The sequence below is a fragment of the Nocardia sp. NBC_00881 genome, assembly GCF_045207455.1.
Taxonomy (GTDB): Bacteria; Actinomycetota; Actinomycetes; order Mycobacteriales; family Mycobacteriaceae; genus Nocardia.
Window position 1 is genome coordinate 3746764 of sequence record NZ_CP108798.1, and the last position, 18132, is coordinate 3764895.

The 18132-nt window shown below is 67.9% G+C and carries 16 protein-coding genes; 7 read left to right on the forward strand and 9 right to left on the reverse strand.

The window, feature by feature from the left end:
- Positions 1-74 precede the first annotated feature (74 nt).
- Complete coding sequence (locus tag OH799_RS15670) at positions 75-467, forward strand: hypothetical protein (protein WP_406280889.1); 393 nt, start codon at positions 75-77, stop codon at positions 465-467.
- Positions 468-614: 147 nt separating this feature from the next.
- On the opposite strand, the gene OH799_RS15675 is transcribed toward OH799_RS15670, so the two are convergent.
- From OH799_RS15675 to OH799_RS15685, 3 genes are all read right to left on the reverse strand, one after another.
- Positions 615-1700, reverse strand: coding sequence for a lysophospholipid acyltransferase family protein (locus OH799_RS15675; RefSeq protein WP_406280891.1), 1086 nt, complete (start codon positions 1698-1700; stop codon positions 615-617).
- Positions 1701-1705: 5 nt separating this feature from the next.
- Positions 1706-2533: a GNAT family N-acetyltransferase gene (locus OH799_RS15680; RefSeq protein ID WP_406280893.1), complete on the reverse strand. Its 828-nt coding sequence runs from the start codon at positions 2531-2533 to the stop codon at positions 1706-1708.
- Between the two features lie 598 nt (positions 2534-3131).
- Entirely contained in the window at positions 3132-4424 is a 1293-nt protein-coding gene (locus tag OH799_RS15685; protein ID WP_406280895.1) for an NAD(P)/FAD-dependent oxidoreductase, read from the reverse strand.
- A gap of 111 nt (positions 4425-4535) precedes the next feature.
- Between OH799_RS15685 and OH799_RS15690 the strand changes: the two genes are divergently transcribed.
- On the forward strand, positions 4536-5393 hold the full coding sequence (locus tag OH799_RS15690) for a LysR family transcriptional regulator (protein ID WP_406280897.1): 858 nt from the start codon (positions 4536-4538) through the stop codon (positions 5391-5393).
- A gap of 151 nt (positions 5394-5544) precedes the next feature.
- Here the strand turns inward: OH799_RS15690 and OH799_RS15695 are convergent, their stop codons facing one another.
- Positions 5545-6501, reverse strand: a complete 957-nt coding sequence (locus OH799_RS15695) for an electron transfer flavoprotein subunit alpha/FixB family protein (protein ID WP_406280899.1) — start codon at positions 6499-6501, stop codon at positions 5545-5547.
- A gap of 111 nt (positions 6502-6612) precedes the next feature.
- Positions 6613-7398 carry an electron transfer flavoprotein subunit beta/FixA family protein gene (locus OH799_RS15700; RefSeq protein WP_357263903.1) on the reverse strand — a complete coding sequence of 262 codons (786 nt, stop codon included), beginning with the start codon at positions 7396-7398 and terminating at the stop codon, positions 6613-6615.
- Between the two features lie 295 nt (positions 7399-7693).
- Here OH799_RS15700 and OH799_RS15705 point away from each other — a divergent pair, with 295 nt between their 5' ends.
- From OH799_RS15705 to OH799_RS15720, 4 genes are all read left to right on the forward strand, one after another.
- Positions 7694-8512: a class I SAM-dependent methyltransferase gene (locus OH799_RS15705; protein WP_406280902.1), complete on the forward strand. Its 819-nt coding sequence runs from the start codon at positions 7694-7696 to the stop codon at positions 8510-8512.
- Entirely contained in the window at positions 8509-10155 is a 1647-nt protein-coding gene (locus tag OH799_RS15710) for a 1,4-alpha-glucan branching protein domain-containing protein (RefSeq protein WP_406280904.1), read from the forward strand. Before OH799_RS15705 ends, OH799_RS15710 begins: the two co-directional genes overlap by 4 nt.
- Positions 10152-11405 carry a glycosyltransferase family 4 protein gene (locus tag OH799_RS15715; RefSeq protein WP_406280906.1) on the forward strand — a complete coding sequence of 418 codons (1254 nt, stop codon included), beginning with the start codon at positions 10152-10154 and terminating at the stop codon, positions 11403-11405. The genes OH799_RS15710 and OH799_RS15715 overlap by 4 nt, the downstream gene beginning before the upstream one ends.
- 345 nt (positions 11406-11750) lie before the next feature.
- On the forward strand, positions 11751-12950 hold the full coding sequence (locus OH799_RS15720; RefSeq protein WP_406272567.1) for an IS110 family transposase: 1200 nt from the start codon (positions 11751-11753) through the stop codon (positions 12948-12950).
- A gap of 17 nt (positions 12951-12967) precedes the next feature.
- Here OH799_RS15720 and OH799_RS15725 read toward each other — a convergent pair whose 3' ends face one another.
- Entirely contained in the window at positions 12968-13513 is a 546-nt protein-coding gene (locus OH799_RS15725) for a DUF1697 domain-containing protein (protein WP_406280908.1), read from the reverse strand.
- A 53-nt stretch (positions 13514-13566) separates the two neighbouring features.
- Complete coding sequence (locus OH799_RS15730) at positions 13567-14307, reverse strand: acyltransferase (protein ID WP_406282154.1); 741 nt, start codon at positions 14305-14307, stop codon at positions 13567-13569.
- 267 nt (positions 14308-14574) lie between these two features.
- Here OH799_RS15730 and OH799_RS15735 point away from each other — a divergent pair, with 267 nt between their 5' ends.
- The gene (locus OH799_RS15735) at positions 14575-15906 is read left to right on the forward strand and encodes a PQQ-binding-like beta-propeller repeat protein (RefSeq protein ID WP_406280910.1); all 1332 of its coding nucleotides are present in this window, start codon (positions 14575-14577) and stop codon (positions 15904-15906) included.
- Between the two features lie 47 nt (positions 15907-15953).
- Here the strand turns inward: OH799_RS15735 and OH799_RS15740 are convergent, their stop codons facing one another.
- Positions 15954-17150, reverse strand: coding sequence for a THUMP-like domain-containing protein (locus tag OH799_RS15740; protein WP_406280912.1), 1197 nt, complete (start codon positions 17148-17150; stop codon positions 15954-15956).
- Positions 17150-18127 carry a class I SAM-dependent methyltransferase gene (locus tag OH799_RS15745; RefSeq protein WP_406280914.1) on the reverse strand — a complete coding sequence of 326 codons (978 nt, stop codon included), beginning with the start codon at positions 18125-18127 and terminating at the stop codon, positions 17150-17152. The genes OH799_RS15740 and OH799_RS15745 overlap by 1 nt, the downstream gene beginning before the upstream one ends.
- Positions 18128-18132: the final 5 nt, after the last annotated feature.

Consider the following 18132-nt stretch of genomic DNA (forward strand, 5'->3'; position numbering starts at 1 on the left):
GAGTGGAACAGATATCGGGCCGGACTACCGGCGGGTCACCGACCGGACGACGTTATCGAGTGAGGAAGTTCCCGATGAACCCAGACACGCACCATCACGGACGTACCCGGCGAGCGGTCGCACGCGTTGCGGTCACCTCCGCGCTTGCCCTGATGCCGATCACCGCCCTCGCGGTGCCCGCGCTCGCCGACGCGGTGGTGCTCGAGCCTGCCGATCAGATCGAGTTGGTCCATGATCGTCCTGGCAACGGTGGGCACGGGCACGACAACTGGAACCGCAGGCGCAACGACGACTGGAACCGCGGACGCAACGACTGGAACCGCGGACGCAACGACTGGAACCGCGGACGCAACGACGACTGGAACCGCGGACGCAACGACGACTGGAACGGCAACGGCAACTGGAATCGGGGCGGCAACGGGTGGAACGGGTTGTTCCCCCTGCCGTTCAGCGGAAGCGCGTTCTGAGCGGCTGCCGGGATCACCCGACGGTGCGCACCGGCATCCGATCTCGACTTCGACAGCTCCGAAGAACAGCGGTTGACGAGGACGCGATCGTCTAAGCTTCCGCAGCTGGCCCACTGCCCACGACTTCGATCGGATTCTGCCGCTCGCTCAGGCTTTGGGCTCGGCCTTATAGCGCGCTGAACCGGCTGGCCGATTTGTCGGCCAGCCGGTTGCGTTTGTGTCGCCGGAGTTCCGACGACCGCGCAGCGTAGGGCGAAGACGCGGCCTCCGCACCTTCGGTGCATCCGCCGCGAGCGACGGATCCTGAACTCGGGTGTTCGCCGCCTCGATCCACACTGCGGCGTCCAGCGCGTCGTGCCGCGACCGCTCGGTGCCGCGCACGGCGGCCTCGCAGCGGCGGGCGAGGTGGCGCCGATCCGTGCCCGGATACTGCGTGGGTTCGAGCACCACTTCGGCGATCATCCCGCGCGAACGCAACACCCGGCGCGCGGACGAGACGAAGGTGTCGACGCCGACGAACCCGGGCACCGTGCACGGCGCGCCATGCCGGTCCAGATATCGCAACCGCACCGGTTGCACCGGTGTTCCGGTATCCACCGCCGCCTGGAACAACGCGGGCCGCATGGTTCCGTAGGCGCGGCCGCACCACGTGGTGCCTTCGGGGAACACGCCGATCCGTTCACCGGCGGCCAGCCGCGCGCCGATCGCGGCTACCACGTCGGGGAGCGCCCGCAGGCGTTCACGCTCGATCGGGACCACTCGCATCAGCTTCGCGAGCCCACCGAGCAACGGCCAGTCCACCATGTCCGCGCGCGCAACGAACCCGAGCGGCTGCACCGACGCCAGTACGACAATGTCGGTCCAGCTGATGTGTCCTGTGACGATCAGGACCCCGCGGCCGGGCACCCCGAAGCGTCCCCGCGCAAGTGTGGCGCCACCCTCGTCGTCGACGCCATGCTCGTCCACGGCCCGGTTGTCGACGATCCGCAATCGCATACCGAGGCAGCCCAGCAGCATGCGCGCGTATCGGCGCTGCAGCAGTTCGCGCTTGCCGCGCGGAGTCACGACGTGCGCGGCCGGGAAGCTGACCAGCACTCCGGCGACTCCGACCAGCCTCGCGGCCACCCTACGGATGCCGACCTGGTCGATCGGCTCGATGCAGCCGGGCCCGCAGGGGCTCGACGGCATCCACGCGTGTGCGGCGGCCTGCGCGGGCGGAGCGTCGAAGACCACGGTCCTCACCGTCCCCCGTCGAAGGTGGCGGCGGCGTCGCGTAACCGGTTGAGGTAGCGGGTATTGATGGTGTCCAGGCCGAGCAGTGCGACGAAGTCGGCGACCGCGAAATCGGGATCATGCGCGGGTTCGCCGCAGATCTCGGCGCCGAGGCGTAGATAGCCACGCACCAGTGGAGGCAGCTTCGGGCGCGACGGCGGTTCCAGTTCGTCCAGAGTCTTGCCGTCGACGGTCACAGGGCGAATAGGGCGCACCCGTCGCTCCGGGTCGGAGGCGTGTCTGCCGAGCAGCATGTCGCGCACGCCGCGCACGTTCACGCCGGGCGGTTCGGTCGGGGTGTCCTGCATCGGCACCGACACGCAGCCCATCACCCAGTCGTAGCTGGTGAGCTGGATGTAGTGCAGGATGCCCGCCCACATGAGCGTCAGCACCGAACCGTTGCGGTGATCGGGCACCACACACGCGCGGCCCATCTCCACGATCCGCATGCCCACCGGATCCAGCTGGGCGAGATCGAATTCCGTCGCCGTGTAGTACCCGCCCGCGGCCGCCACTTTGTCCGGCGGCAGCATCCGGTAACAGCCGACGAACTCGCCACTGGCGTCGTCACGGACGAGCAGGTGATCGCAGTGCTCGTCGAATCGGTCGGCGTCGAGTCCGTTGCCGGTGTCCGGGATCCGGAAGCCCGGCTCGTTGGCGAACACGCCGTAACGCAGGCACTGCGCGGCCACGCGATGCTCGGCGTCGGCGGAGACCACCAACGAATAGCGCGACCGTTCCTCGCCTGAGTCCGTCGGTCGAGCCGGGGCTGTCAACACGGACGAAATAGTCATATCGATGATGAAGCCAGCTCGACACTGCGCGGGAGCAACCTCGAAGTGTCGCGGCGATGCCGGTTCGGTGAACGAGACGGCGGTCACACCACGCGTTCACCGAGCGGTTCCACCGCGTTCGTCCATCCGAAAGCGTCTGTGCCACCAAGAATTCGCGCTTGCCTCCCGACAGCGGGCGGCAGGTAGGTACCCCCGTCCTGTCGAGCATTTCGGTGGCTCACGGTCGAAATCCGGCGTGCCCCACCGTGCTCTCCATAGTCCGGGATGAACATACCCCCTTCCCGGCCCGACTCACGCCCGAGACCGCCACCTCCGCGACGAACTCACCAGCGGCCGTCACACGACACGAGCTACAGAGGGACCGCGAACATCCAGCGCGAAGAGCGAACAACCAATAACGCCTTTGCCTCCCACCGCAACGACACCCGCCCCACCTCCGCTTCCGAGCGAAGCGAGCCCGAGCATTGCCCGTTCGCGGCCCGGCTCGCGTCCGAGCGGCCGCCGCGTCCGCGACGAATTCGCCAGCGACGGCCGCTCGGACGCGAGCCATGAGGGGGCCGCGAACACGCCGCGCCCGCGCGGCCGAAAACACAGCCAATCACGCCGCACGCTGCTCCGGAGCTCGTACCTTCGTCGGGGTCTTCTCCTCCTCGGCGAAGCCGGGGCGCCCGGTGCCGATGAACGCGACCAACCACGAGGCGACCGCGGCGAAGCGGTTGCGGAAGCCGACCAGGTAGAGCAGGTGCACCGCGAGCCACATGAACCAGGCGATCACGCCGCGGAAGGTGATGCGCTCGTTGAGTTTCACCACCGCGCTGAACCGGCTGATCACCGCCATGCTGCCCTTGTCCCAGTACTTGAACGCGGTGCCGGGCTGCTTCTTGCGACGGATGATGTCGGCGGCGTGCCTGCCCTCTTGCATGGCCACTGGCGACTGGCCGGGGTAACCGTTGAGCGAGGTCATGTCGCCGATGGCGTAGATGTCGGCGTAACCGCCGACGGTGAGGTCCTGGTTGATCAGCAGCCGTCCGGCCCGGTCGGTCTCGACGCCGGTGGCCTCGGCCAAGATCTTCGCGAATCCGCCCGCCTGCACACCCGCCGACCAGACCACGGTCTCGGCCGCGATGCCCTGCTCGACGCCGTCGAGGCCCTTGACGGTGACTTTGCCCTGCTCGATGTCGGTGACGAAGGTGCCGAGCAGCACGTCGACACCGCTGCGGGTCAACGACTTTTTCGCGTAGTCCGACAGCCCTCCGCCGAACGGTGGCAGCACCTCCCCCGCACCTTCCACGAGAGTGACCGAAACCTGTTGGTGATAATGCCGTTTCGCCAGTTCTTTCAGCTGGCCCGCCACCTCGACGCCGGTTGCGCCCGCGCCGACCACGACGAAGCTCAGCAACCTGCGGCTTGTCTGCTCGTCGGCGTTCGCGGCCTCGGCGAAGACTCGTTCGATCTGCGTGCGCAGCCGTCGCGCGTCATCGATCGTCTTGAGCGAGAAGGTCTTCTCGGCGAAATCGTCGCGGCCGAAGTAGGACTGGCTGGCTCCTGTGGCCGCGATCAGCGAGCCGTACCGGATCCGGTGCCGACCGCCCTCGTTCTCGTAAGTGACGATGGCCTTGTCGGGGTCGATGGCGACCACCCTGCCGAGGCGCACATCGGCCTCGCGGTGGCGACGCAGGATGCCCGCGATCGGCGGTGCGATCTCCTCCGATGCCAGCACACCAGTCGCTACCTGGTACAACAGCGGTTGGAACAGATGCTCGGGCGTGCTGGAGATCAGCACATAGCCCACCCCCGACTTGGCAAGCTGTTTAGCGGCGGCAAGCCCACCGAACCCCGATCCGACAATGACAACACCCGCGGTTTCGATCCCCGCGTCCACGTACTCCATGACAGCCTCCTTCTCTCATTACGAACCGTCATCCGAGGGGAAGATATTTCAGGTGTTAGGGCGCATACTTCAGATGACTCTTATCTCGATTCCTAATCAATAGGAGGTGCTGTGGAACTTCGGCAGCTCACCTACTTCGTGGCGGTGTGCGAGGAGCTCAGCTTCAGTGGCGCCGCCGCACGGTGCTTTATCTCACAGTCGGCGATCAGCCATCAGATCTCCCGGCTCGAACGCGACCTCGGCGTACAGCTGTTCGAGCGCTCCACCCGGTCGGTCGTGCCCACCGACGCCACCGCACGGCTACTTCCCCTCGCGAAACAGATGCTGAGCCTGGAGTCGGCGATCCGCGCCGCGGTGCGCACGGTGGGTCCGCGAATCCGGCTCGCCGCGAACATGTCCTTCGCCACCCGCTCGCTGTCGGCGATCGCGGGCGCCCGCGCGGCGCATCCGGAAGCGGAGATCGAGTTCGTGATCAAACCGTTCCGCCAGCGCATCACCGCGGTCGCCGACGGGGACTGCGATCTCGCGCTGATCCGCGGCCGCGTCGACCAGCCGGGCCTCGTGGTGGAACAACTCTGGGTCGAGGATCTGGTGATCGCCACCTCCAGCGCCCACCCGCTGGCCACCGAAGACGTGGTGACGCTGGCGGATCTGAGCTCGTATCCGCTGCTGTTGCCGCCAGAGCAGGAACAAGTGCTGCTGCACACCGTGATTCGTAATGCGTTCGCCGAGCTGCCCACCGGCCCCACCTTCGGACCACCGATTCCGCCGGACCACACCGCGACACTGGAGCTGATCAATCGGCCCGACGCGTGGACAGTCCTTTACGCGGAGAGCACGACCGAGGGACTGGTGGTGCTACGGCTGGCCGAGCCCAAGCTGCGCATCCCGGTGTCGGCGGTGCTGCGCGCCGACGCCCGCCGCTCACCGATCCTGACCACGCTGCTCAACTCGATGCACCGCACCTGAGGATGATCTGTCGTTGCGGCACGCTGGTAGCCGCGAAGAACAGCAGCGGGAGGGTTTCCCGTCCGAGTTCTTCCAGCCGATCAGCCTGCTGATGACGGTGGCCCCGACCGTGTCCGGTCAGGGCCACCGTCATTGCTCGGTGCGAGGGGCGTCAGCCCTTGTGCGCCTTGACCGCTTCGGTCAGCTGCGGGGCGACCTTGAACAAGTCGCCCACGATGCCGTAGTCCGCGATCTCGAAGATCGGGGCCTCTTCGTCCTTGTTGACCGCGACGATGGTCTTCGAGGTCTGCATGCCCGCGCGGTGCTGGATCGCGCCGGAGATGCCGAGGGCGATGTAGAGCTGCGGCGAGACGGTCTTACCGGTCTGGCCGACCTGGAACTGGCCAGGGTAGTAGCCCGAGTCGACGGCGGCACGCGAGGCACCGACGGCGGCGCCGAGCGAGTCGGCCAGCGCCTCGACGACGGCGAAGTTGTCGGCGGAACCGACGCCACGGCCACCGGAAACCACGACGGCGGCCTCGGTGAGTTCCGGACGGTCACCGGCGGCGACCGGCTCACGCGAGGTCACCTTGACGACGCCCTCTTCCTGTGCGGGCACCTCGACAGTCACTTTCTCGCCCGCGCCCGCCTGCGCCGACGCCTCGACGGCGCCTGGGCGGACAGAAATCACCGGCACGTCGCCGGTGGCCTTGGCTTCGACGGTGAACGCGCCACCGAAGATGGAGTGGACCGCGCTGCCGTCCGACTTCACGTCGATGACGTCGATCAGCAGGCCGGAGCCGATGCGGGCGGCCAGGCGACCCGACACCTCCTTGCCCTCGGCGGTGGCGGCGACGATGACCGCGGCCGGGGAGGCCGACTCGGTCAGCCCGGCCAGCACGTCGACCTTCGGGGTCACCAGGAAGTTCTCCACATCGTCGGACTCGGCGATGTAGATTTTCTCGGCGCCCGCGGCGGCCAGCGCGTCGGCCAGCTTCTCGCCGGTGCCCGCCGCGCCGAGCACGACGGCTGCCGGCTCGCCGAGAGCCCGGGCGGCGGTGAGCAGTTCGGTGCTGACCTTCTTGATCGCACCGTCGGCGTGCTCGACGAGCACAAGTACTTCTGCCATTTGTGTTCTCTCCTAAGAAGTCTCAGATCTGGAGGACGAAAACGAGCGACAATCGCGAAGCGGCTCGCCCCGCCCGACCGGGTGCGGTGTCCCGCACTAGCACTGCCGAGATCAGATGATCTTCTGGCCGATCAGGTACTGGGCGACCTTGGTGCCGCCGTCACCCTCGTCCGCCACCTTCTCGCCCGCGGTGCGCGGGGGCTTCGGGGTGGCGGCGGTGACGGCGGTGCCGGCGTTCGCGACACCCACGGTCGACGGGTCGACGCCGAGATCGGCCAGCGTGAAGGTCTGCACTTCCTTCTTCTTCGCGGCCATGATGCCCTTGAAGGACGGGAAGCGCGGCTCGTTGATCTTCTCGGTGACGCTCACGATCGCGGGGAGGGTGGCCTCCAGCTTGAACACGCCGTCGTCGGTTTCGCGCTCGCCGGTGACCTTGTCGCCGTTGACAGTCAGCTTGCGCAGGTGCGTCAGCTGCGGGAGCCCGAGGTACTCGGCGATGATCGCGGGCACGGCGCCCGCGCGGCCGTCGGTCGCCTCGTTGCCCGCGATGACCAGCTCGACACCCTCGACCTGGCCGAGCGCGCTGGCCAGCACCCAGGCGGTCTGCACGGCGTCGGAGCCATGGATGGCTGGGTCGTTGATGTGGATAGCCTTGTCGGCACCCATGGACAGCGCCTTGCGGATGGCCTCGGTGGCGCGGTTGGGGCCGGCGGCCAGCACGGTGACCTCGCCGCCCTGCGCCTCCTTGATCAGCAGCGCCTCTTCGACGGCGCGCTCGTTGATCTCGTCGAGCACGGCGTCGGCGGCTTCGCGGTCGAGGGTGAAGTCACCGTCGGTCAGCTTGCGCTCGGACCAGGTGTCGGGAACCTGCTTGATGAGTACGACGATGTTCGGCATCGGTCTTCGTCGACCTCCTGTTCTAGGTACACGTATGTGGTGGTCGCACGAGCATGGCCGTACGTCCGTCTGAGTGGCTCAGGCCGTGACATTACCCTACGTTAAGTTACTCACGGGTAACTTAGTGGTTTCTCTCTCACAACCCCATACCGGCGCAGGCGAGGCAGCCGCACAGACGACGACGCCGGACGAAGTCCGCCCGTTGCCCCGCGCCGGGCCGAGCGCAGGCGAGGCAGCCGCATATCGAGGCCGACCGGGTGCGGGTTTCCCCCGAAGAGCCAGTAACGTCGGAGTGATGAGCGAGGCTGTGATCCCTGCCGCAGTGGACGACCCGACGGGCATTACCGCGGAACCCGAGACGACCATCGGCGCCGCCGAACCGCTGCCGCTGACCGGCGAGCGCACCGTCCCCGGCATCGCCGAGGAGAACTACTGGTTCCGCAGGCACGAGATCGCCTACGTCCGCCTGCTGGATCATTGCGCGGGAAAGACTGTACTGGAAGCCGGTTCCGGCGAGGGCTACGGCGCCGACATGATCGCCGACGTGGCCACCACAGTGATCGGCCTGGACTACGACACCAGCGCCGTGGAGCACGTGCGCGCGCGCTACCCCCGCGTCGAAATGCTGCAGGGCAACCTCGCCGCGCTGCCGCTGGAGGACACCTCGGTCGATGTCGTAGTGAACTTCCAAGTGATCGAACATCTCTGGGACCAGTCGCAGTTCCTGCGGGAGTGCCTGCGCGTGCTTCGCCCCGGCGGCGAGCTACTGATCAGCACCCCCAATCGGATCACCTTCTCCCCCGGCCGCGATACCCCGCTCAATCCCTTCCACACCAGGGAGCTGAACGCCGCCGAGCTGACCGAGCTGCTGCTCGACACCGGATTCGAGGTCGCGCAGATGGTCGGCGTGCACCACGGGCCGAGCCTGCAGACGTTGGACGCCAAGCACGGCGGTTCGTTCATCGACGCACAGATCGAACGGGCGCTGGCCGGTGAGCCCTGGCCCGCGGAACTGACCGCGGACGTCGCGAGCGTCACGGTCGAGGACTTCGTGCTCGTCGCCGAGGACATCGACGCGAGCCTCGACCTGGTCGCCATCGCGGTGAAGCCTTGACCGACCGCAGTGCCGTGCCCGGCGAGCACTCCGCAACTCCGGTGCCGGGCCAGTTCACGTTGGTCCTGCACTCCCACCTGCCCTGGCTGGCTCATCACGGCCGCTGGCCGGTCGGCGAGGAATGGCTCTACCAGTCCTGGGCGGCGTCCTACCTTCCGGTCGTCGAAGTACTGAGAACCCTTGCGGCCGAGGGACGTTCGCATCTGGTCAGTCTCGGAATCACGCCGGTGCTCGCGGCCCAACTGGACGACCCGCACTGCCTGGCCGGCATGTACCACTGGCTGGGCAACTGGCAGCTGCGCGCCGACGAGGCCGCCATGGCGGGCAACGTCGCGCTCGGCAGGCACGAACACCGCTTGGCCGCCGCGGCACTCGCCGGATTCGAGCAGCGTTGGCGGCACGGCGCGGCGCCGGTCTGGCGTGAATTGGTCGACGCCGAAACCATCGAGCTACTCGGCGGGCCACTCGCCCACCCGTTCCAGCCGCTGCTCGATCCGCGGCTGCGGCAGTTCCAGCTCACCGAAGGACTGGCAGACGCGCGGCACCGCTGGGGCCACACGCCCACTGGGATCTGGGCGCCCGAATGCGGGTACACACCGGGCATGGAGGTCGGATACGCCGATGCCGGCGTGACGCATTTCATGGTCGACGGGCCCGCACTGCGCGGCGACACCACCCTCGGGCGCCCGGTGCGCGAGTCCGACGTGGTCGCGTTCGGACGCGACCTGCAGGTGAGCTACCGCGTCTGGTCACCGAAGTCCGGTTATCCCGGCCACAGCGCCTACCGTGACTTTCATCACTACGACCACGCGACAGGTCTCAAGCCCGCCCGGGTTACCGGCAAGACGGTCGCCGGACCGGACAAGGCCCCCTACGACCCGGAGCTGGCCGCCGCGACAGTCGCCCGCCACGTGGACGACTTCGTGTGGACCGTGCGCGAGCGGTTGATCGCCGAGTCCGCCCGGATCGAGCGCCCCGCGCTGGTCGTCGCCGCGTTCGACACCGAACTGTTCGGACACTGGTGGCACGAGGGCCCGCAATGGCTGGCCCAAGTGCTGCGCGCGCTGCCGGAAGCGGGCGTCAGCGTCGGCACGCTGGCCGACGCGCGTGACCGGGGTTACCTGGGCGAACCTGTGCCGCTGGCCGACTCGTCCTGGGGCTCGGGCAAGGACTGGCGGGTGTGGGCCGGCGACCAGGTGCGCGACCTGGTCGAGCTCGACGACGACATCGTGCGGCTGACGCTGGACACGATCGACAAGATGCGCGCGGCCCAGGGCGGCCCGCCCGGCCTGCGCGATCACGTGGCCGACCAGTTGCTACGCGAGGCGATCCTGACCGTGTCCAGCGATTGGGCATTCATGGTCAGCAAGGACTCCGCCGCCGGCTACGCACGCGACCGCGCGCACCAGCACGCACACGCTGTACGGGAGATCGCCGCTGCCGTCGGAGCGGGCCAAGTCGCCAAGGCACGGCAGTTGGCGGCAGGATGGGGGGCGGCTGACGGACTCTTCCCCGGTATGGACGCGCGGCGACTCGGCTCCGCGGGCTCTGTACCCGGCACCACCGAAGCAGCGCCCGCCGGCCCGCCAGGATCGGGCCCCGCCTCCGTGCACCGAGGCTCCGCCGCAGAAGGACATGCATGAAGATTTTGATGGTGTCGTGGGAGTACCCACCGGTCGTGGTCGGTGGGCTCGGCATGCACGTGCACCACCTCGCCACCGAACTGGCCGCGGCGGGCCACGAGGTGGTGGTCCTGTCCCGACGTCCTTCGGGCACGGACTCCTCGACCCACCCCACGCACTCCTTCATCGCCGACGGGGTGCTGGTCGTCGCGGTGGCGGAGGACCCGCCGGTGTTCGACTTCGGCGAGGACATGCTCGCCTGGACGCTGGCCATGGGCCATGCCATGGTGCGTGCGGGCATCGCCCTCGGGAAGCCGGGCATCGGTGACGGATGGATCCCCGACGTGGTGCACGCGCACGACTGGCTGGTCGCCCACCCTGGTATCGCACTGGCCGAGTACTACGATGTGCCGCTGGTGTCGACCATTCACGCCACCGAAGCCGGACGGCACAGCGGCTGGGTCGCGGGCAAGGTCAACAAGCAGGTGCATTCGGTCGAATGGTGGCTCGCCAACGAGTCCGACGCGCTGATCACCTGCTCGTCGTCCATGCAGGACGAGGTGGAACGGCTGTACGGGCCGGAACGGATCCCGATGACGGTGATCCGCAATGGAATCGACGTGGGGGCCTGGACCTTCCGTCCACGTTCGCCGCGCACCGGTCCGCCCCGGCTGCTGTACGTGGGCAGGCTGGAGTATGAGAAAGGCGTGCAGGACGCGATCGCGGCGCTGCCCCGCATCCGCCGCGCCCACCCCGGTACGACCCTGACCATCGCCGGTGTCGGCACCCAGTTCGAGTGGCTGCGCCAGCGTGCCCGCGTGCATCGGGTCGCCCGCGCGGTGATCTTCGCCGGGCAGCTGCACCACAAGGAGTTGCTCGGCTGGCTGCATGGCGCCGACGCGATCGTGCTGCCCAGCCGGTACGAGCCCTTCGGCATCGTCGCCCTGGAGGCGGCGGCGGCGGGCACTCCGCTGATCACTTCGACGGCGGGTGGCCTCGGTGAGGCCGTGATCGACGGGGTGACCGGCGCGTCCTTCGCGCCCGCCGACGTCGACGGCCTGGTCGAGGCGGTCCGCGCCACCCTCGACGACCCCGCCGAAGCGCAGCAGCGGGCCCACGCTGCCCGCGAACGGCTCACCGCCGATTTCGCGTGGGACATGGTGGCCATGGAAACCGCCCAGGTGTACCAGTCGGCCAAACGCCGGGTGCGCAATCCGCTGGGCCGCCCGGCTATCGTCGACCGCCCGCTGCCGGAACGCGATCCGAAGTAGCGCACGACCGCGATCGGTGCCCGGTTCAGGCCGTATCCCCTCTCGCATGAGCGGAGCCCTCCGTGGTTACGCTTCGCTGCCACCTCCGGGCTTGACCGCTCATTGGGGCACCATCCCTTCTGCAGCCCGAACAGATAGGGTTGTTGTCTCTCGGTTCCGGTGGGTGCATGGCCCGCATCGCGTGCCACTAGATGGCCAGCATGAGTATTGCCAGCCCCACCGGGCCGAGGGCCGCAGACCGGCATCAGGGACATGCCCCGCGCACGCAGAGGGCCGATCAATGAGCTTCCGGCGACGGCCCTCGCTTCCGGAGAGGCAGCGCATCGACCTCGAAGGAGATTGTTGGTGTTCGCTGGCTGGGACTGGGGCACTGTTGCCCACGACGTGACCGTGATCGACGATGCCGGCGGCAAAGTCGAGAGGTTCGCGCCGCCACACACCGAAGACGGCATCGCGCGGGCATTGGCTCGCCTGGCCACTCACGGTGATCCCGGCACGCTGCCGGTAGCGATCGAAACCACCCGCGGGCTGGTCGTGGACCGGTTGCTGGCCGCCGGGCACCCGGTAATCCCGGTCCATCCCAACGCTTTTCACGCTGCCCGTCCCCGCTGGGGTGCTGCCCGCGCCAAGAACGACCCAGGCGATTCGTTCAAACTGGCCGACTACATCCGCACCGATATCCACCGGCTGCCGACCCTGGCCCCCACGCTGGCGCAGACCTTGGAACTGCAGGCGCTGACCCGCCAGCGCGGCGATCACCTGGGCTTGCGGATCGCCGCGGTCAACCAGCTCTCCGCCCTGCTGGACGCGCATTGGCCCGGCGGCAGAACAATCTTCGCCAACCTGCACTCGCCGATCGCATTGGCATTCCTGGATCGCTATCCCAACCCCGAGTCGGCCGCCTCGCTCACCGCTGCCCGTCTCGAGGCGTTCTGCCGTCGGCGCAGCTACAGCGGTCGACGCTGCGGCGCTGAGTTGCTGGCCCGGCTGCGGGACGCACCGACCTCGGCCAGCCGCCTCGGCCAACCGATCATCGCGCAACTCATCCGCGCACAGGTCGCGGCCGTTCGGTCGCTGCAGACCAGCCTCGACCAGCTCGACACCGTGATCGCCGAAGCCGCCACGGCCCACCCGTATGCCCGGCTGCTGGCTGACCTGCCGCGCATCGGCGTGCTCAACCTGGCCCAAATCATCGGTGAGATCGGCCCAATCCTGGAGCGCGCCAACAGTTTCGACCAGCTCGCCGCCGAAACCGGTCTCGCACCGGTCACCAGGGCCTCCGGCAAGACCCACACCGTCGCGTTCCGCCACGCCACCAACCACCACGCCCGCCAAGCCCTGGTCACCTGGATCGACAACAGCCGCAGAGCCAGCGACTGGGCCGACCAGCGCTACACCGCCGCCCGCCAACGCGGCCAACGACACCCCCACGCCATCCGAACCCTCGGACGAGCCTGGCTGCGCATCATCTGGGCCTGCTGGCGCACCAAAACCGCCTACGACCCCGGCAAGCATCAACCAGGTCAACGACCGATCGCCGCGTAGGGGTTGACTCAGGGAACTCATGCCGCGAGCTTCTTCACGATGCGCTCGACGGTGAGCCAGGTGCGGGTTGTGATGTCCTTGCCGTAGGTCTTGTCCAACCAGGCCATGAAGTCCGGCGTCTTGCCCGGCTCACTGTTGTCGATCACCGCGAGGAAGGCGCGAGCTGCCTCGTCGTAGCCGATGATGCGGGTGCGCGGATCGGGTTGAGCGGGCAGCGCGCCCGGCGCCTTGGCGGTGTCTTTGAGGAACGTCGCGATCAGATATGTTCCCCGCCCGTGCGTGAGTCCGGGAAATGGGTCGGTGTCCAGCAGCGCGCGCAGTTCTTCGTAGCTGCGGATGATCGTGCCGCCGCCGATCCCGAGTTCCTGGTTCAACGCCTGCTGGATGCGGTCCTCCAGCGCGGGAACGTCGGTGTCCTGGCCGCGGAACACGATGTTGCCGCTGGCGAGCACCGACGCGACCCCCTCGAACCCCAACCCCTCGAACACCGCCCGCAATTTCGCGTTGCTCATGTTCGGATTGCTCGGCATGATGCCGCGCAGCAGTGCGGCGTACCTGTTCATGCCGGGCAACCTACTCGCTTGCCCCGACAGATCGGCTGGACCCGCGGAAGCGGCTAGGCCATCTGGGTGGAACCGTTCTTCTTGCGCGCGATATCCTCCAGCGCCGCAAAGTATTTCGCGCGCTCCTCGGCCCCTGCCTCCCAAACCTCCTTGCGATTCCTGACCACCTTGGCCGGCGCCCCGACGGCGATGCTGTAGTCCGGGATCTCGCCCTTGACCACGGCGTGGGCGCCGAGCACGCAGCCGCGACCCACGCGGGTCTCGCGCAGCACGGTGACCTTGGCGGCGATCCAAGTGTCAGGGCCGATACGGACCGGGCTCTTCACGATGCCCTGATCCTTGATCGGCATCGTGATGTCGTCCATCTTGTGGTCGAAGTCGCAGATGTAGCACCAGTCCGCGACCAGGGTCGAATCGCCGATCTCGATGTCGAGGTAGGTGTTGACCACGTTGTCCTTGCCGAACACCACCTTGTCGCCGATGCGCAGCGAACCCTCGTGGCAGCGGATCGCGTTGCCGTCGCCGATGTGCACCCAGCGGCCGATCTCCATCCGGCTCAATTCGGGCGTCGCGTGGATCTCGACGCGACGACCGAGGAACACCATGCCGCGCAGCACGATGTGCGGGTTCGCCAAGCGGAACTTGAACAGCCGGTAGTACCGCACCAGGTACCAGGGCGTGTACGCCCGGTTCGCGAGCACCCAGCGCAGCGAAGCCGGCGTCAGAAAACGCGCCTGCTGCGGATCCCGGCGGCGCGATCCGCGCCAGCGCGAACGCAACGGTGCGCCCCACATGCTCGTCACGAACGGCTCTCCTGTCGTGGTCCTATGGGCTGTCGCCCACCTGGGCGGCGACGGTTAGAGCCTATCGCCCGCGGCGAGGACGGCAACGAGCACCCGCGACGACAACGACGGGACTCGTGCACCCGCACACAACGCTCCCGTACAGTGACTCGTGCGCCGGCGACGGCGCCCCCGAACCCGCGGGCGAAAAGACCGAACCGGGACCGTGGTTCGACACCCTTAGTCTCGTGCGAGCCATCGACGACAGGAGTGCGGCAGGTGCGAAGCGGCGGCGTACTGGCTACTTCCAGGTGGCGACCGTCCCGGATACGTGCTGCGGCCGTACTGGCCGCGGTCGGTGTGCTGGCCTTGGCGGGCTGCGGGACCGATGTCGACGACATCACCGTCGGTCCGGGCAAGGGCTGGCCCGCCGCGTACCACGACGGCCGCAACGGCGCCACCAGCCCCGTCACCGGCGCCAAGAAGATCGCGCTGAGCTGGACACGTCCGGTGGGCGGGCCGATCGCCGAGGCGGTCACGCTGGGTCCTGACGGTCAGCTGTTCGTCACCACGCGCCTACCGAACTGCGCGATATTCTCGTTTCAGATGGCCACCGGGCGCAAGCGGTTCTGCAACGCGCTCGAGCCGAGCGCGATATCGGCTCCCTCGTTGGTCGACGGCATGACCAACGTCTATGTCGGTGACGACAGTCATGTGAATTCGTTCAACTACTTGGGGCAGCCGCGCTGGCGCACAACAGTTGCTGGAACACCGGTCTCAGTGCAATTCACCGGCGACGGAAATCTGTTGACGATCACCCAATCCGGCCAGGTCGATGTGCTGTCGCGTCAGACCGGCGAACGCGCCGTGCCAACGGTGCAGTTGCTCGGCGAGCCGGACTTTCTCGACAACCCGAACCTCACCTGGCCCGCCGCCGGGCAGGGCTTGGACGACTGCGCCATCGGTGGACCGCAGTGCCCGGTTGCGAATATCTCCGCTGTCGACGCCGCGACCGGCCGCTTCTTCGTCACGTTGTGGCAGCCGGGCAAGCCGACCGCCGCTCTGGTCGCCCTCCGCTATGCGGGCAACAAGATCCAGCGGGATTGGAGTGCCGAACTGCTGTCAGGGGGCAGTGCCACCAGTCCCGCCCTGTCCGCAGACGGCACAACCGTCTACGTGGGTGACAACAGCAAGCGATTGATCGCCGTCGACACCTCCGACGGACGTACCAAATGGGTGAAGTCCCTGGAATGGGCTCCGCGCGGAGGTATTTCGGTTTCCAGCGACGGCCTGATCATTCCGGCCGGCGACGAAGGCCATCTTCTCGCTCTGCGTGACAAGGGCGATGTCCCGGAAATCGCCTGGGAACGCAAGGATCTCGCCCTCCGCGGCCTGCCGGTCCAAACCGCGGGTAGCACCGGCTACACCACCGCCGCCATCGGCGATGGCCTCAACCTCATCACCTTCGATACGAGGAGCGGCGCCACCATCGACTCCGATATCCTTCCTGGCGCTGAAGGCACAACCACCGGGACCTCCATCGGCGCCAAGGGCGAAGTCGTCGTGGCCACTCGAATCGGTGAGCTCTTCGTCTTCAAACCGGAGAGCTGACCTCCGACATTTCCGGTGCCTTCCGCGTCGAACCGACTCGTCGACCGTCACCGCACTGCCGAAGAAACGGACTGCTGGTCCGCGAACGCAACACAGAGAAACACGGTTGCCGCACGGCCGATTCGCGTGATCACCAACGTGTAAGACTGGGTGCCAGCAGGTTTCAGGCGACGGCGGAGCTGATCAGGGTCTACGTCGACTCCTCGCACCAGGATCTCGAGTGCGCCGCAGTCACGGCGGCGCAGTTCCGAACGAAGGGTCTTCTCGCGGAACTCGAGCTGATCAACGATACGGAACCCGCGGATTCCGTCGGGGAGCTGATCGCCGGTCAGGTAGGCGATTCGCGGATCGAGTTGCCAGAGGCCATGTTTCGCGGCGTAGTGGCGAACCAGGCCCGCGCGGACCACGGCGCCGTCCGGGTCGATGATCCACTCGCCCGGGTCCTGTTCGGGGATGTCGTCCGGATCGGTGCCGGTATAGGTGCGGGCCGCTCCTCCTGCGGTGAGCACGGTCGCTCTGCGGGTGACGCCGGCCTCGGCGAGACCGGGCGACCACAGGCATGCCTCGCGGACGGCGCCGTCGAGCGAGACCACTTCGATTTCCCCAGGCCAGCCCATGCGGTCGAAGTCCAGTCCGGGAGCGCACTTCACGACCAGATCGCGGCCGGCGTACGCGGCGAGCAGATCCGGAAGGGGCGGTTGGAGTTTCGTTGGATCGTGGGTGCGGCGCCCGTCGGCGCGGCGGGCCGGGTCGGCGACCACAACCGTGTCCCTGCTGACCGGGACGAGCGCGTCGGCCTTGGCCAGCAACAAGTTTCGGTTTCCTGACATATTGTGTGCGGCCATCGACAACCGTACGTCGTCCAGATCGCTCCCGATCACCGAAGGGCAGACGCGCGCCAGCTCGGCAAGTTCCGCACCGATCGAGCACGTGACGTCGTGCACGGCCCGGTCGGCCAACCGGGCAGCCCGTTGCCGGGCCACCATTGTCGGAGTCGCCTGCTGCAGCGCGTCCTCGGTGAACAGCCATTCCACGGCGTCGGCCAGCTTGGCGGCCGCCCTGCGGCGCAATCGCACCGTCTCGACGAGAGCAGCCGCCCACGCGCCGTGGTCGCGACGCACCCGCTCCAGGTCGCGCAGGTGCGTCGCCGGGGTCAGCTCCAGCCGGTCCACCTCGGCCAGCGCGGCGGCGCCCGCCCCACTGCCGAGAAAGGCGACGTCCGCGCGGCGGAAGCCGTACCCCACTACTTGGCAGAAACGCTGGGCTTGACGCCGGTGATCATGGCGTTGTAGAAGAACTGGCGCGGCACCACACGGCGCATGACTTTCTCGTCCACCCAGCTCAGGCCGAGCCAGGCGCGGTACATCGCAACCCGGTAGGGCCAGGTGAGCTTCTCGGCGGGCACTGCGGCCTCGAACGTGCGCACCGGCCAGCCCCACAGCGCGGCCGTGAATTCCTCGGTGGTGGCGGCCACGTCGACGGCACCTGCCGAACGCGCCATAGCCTCCAGGTCGCGGGGATCGAACGTGTGCAGATCGACAACCGCCTCCAGGGCAGCCGCGCGCGAAGACTCGTCCAGTTCCTCCTGCGGGCGCCGCCAACCGCTCAGGATCGGCAGCTTGGTGACCGTGGTGGTGGCCGTCCAGGTTATCCGGCCCAGCCAGCGTGCGTAGAAGTTGCCTGCCGTGGTCGGCTCGCCGGCGAATACGAAACGGCCGCCCGGCTTGAGCACGCGCAGGCACTCCTTGAGCGCCAGCTCGACGTCAGGGATGTGGTGCAGCACCGCGTGGCCGACCACCAGGTCGAAGGTGTCGTCCTCGTAGGGGATGGTCTCCGCGTCGGCGACCCGCCCGTCCACATCCAGCCCGAGGTGTTGTGCGTTGCGCAGCGCGACCTTGACCATGCCCGGCGACAGGTCGGTAACCGAGCCGGATTTCGCCACGCCCGCCTGCATCAGGTTGAGCAGGAAAAAGCCGGTACCACAGCCGAGTTCGAGTGCCTTGCCGTAGGGCAGCGGCGCCGGGCCGACCGCGGCGTCGAACCGGCCGCGGGCGTATTCGATACAGCGCTCGTCATACGAGATGGACCATTTGTCGTCGTAGGTCTCGGCTTCCCAGTCGTGGTAGAGCACCTGGGCCAGCTTCGTATCCTCGAGCGCTGCTGCGACCTCCGCCTCGGTGGCGTGCGGGTTCGGCGCGGGGTCGTCGGGACGTACCGTCATGGTCG

Coding starts and splice junctions, on each gene's coding strand:
- OH799_RS15700 (WP_357263903.1), bottom strand. CDS start 7,398: ATGCCGAACATCGTCGTACTCATCAAGCAGGTTCCCGACACCTGGTCC.
- OH799_RS15745 (WP_406280914.1), bottom strand. CDS start 18,127: ATGACGGTACGTCCCGACGACCCCGCGCCGAACCCGCACGCCACCGAG.
- OH799_RS15685 (WP_406280895.1), bottom strand. CDS start 4,424: ATGGAGTACGTGGACGCGGGGATCGAAACCGCGGGTGTTGTCATTGTC.
- OH799_RS15725 (WP_406280908.1), bottom strand. CDS start 13,513: ATGAACAGGTACGCCGCACTGCTGCGCGGCATCATGCCGAGCAATCCG.
- OH799_RS15670 (WP_406280889.1), top strand. CDS start 75: ATGAACCCAGACACGCACCATCACGGACGTACCCGGCGAGCGGTCGCA.
- OH799_RS15705 (WP_406280902.1), top strand. CDS start 7,694: ATGAGCGAGGCTGTGATCCCTGCCGCAGTGGACGACCCGACGGGCATT.
- OH799_RS15695 (WP_406280899.1), bottom strand. CDS start 6,501: ATGGCAGAAGTACTTGTGCTCGTCGAGCACGCCGACGGTGCGATCAAG.
- OH799_RS15680 (WP_406280893.1), bottom strand. CDS start 2,533: ATGACTATTTCGTCCGTGTTGACAGCCCCGGCTCGACCGACGGACTCA.
- OH799_RS15730 (WP_406282154.1), bottom strand. CDS start 14,307: ATGTGGGGCGCACCGTTGCGTTCGCGCTGGCGCGGATCGCGCCGCCGG.
- OH799_RS15715 (WP_406280906.1), top strand. CDS start 10,152: ATGAAGATTTTGATGGTGTCGTGGGAGTACCCACCGGTCGTGGTCGGT.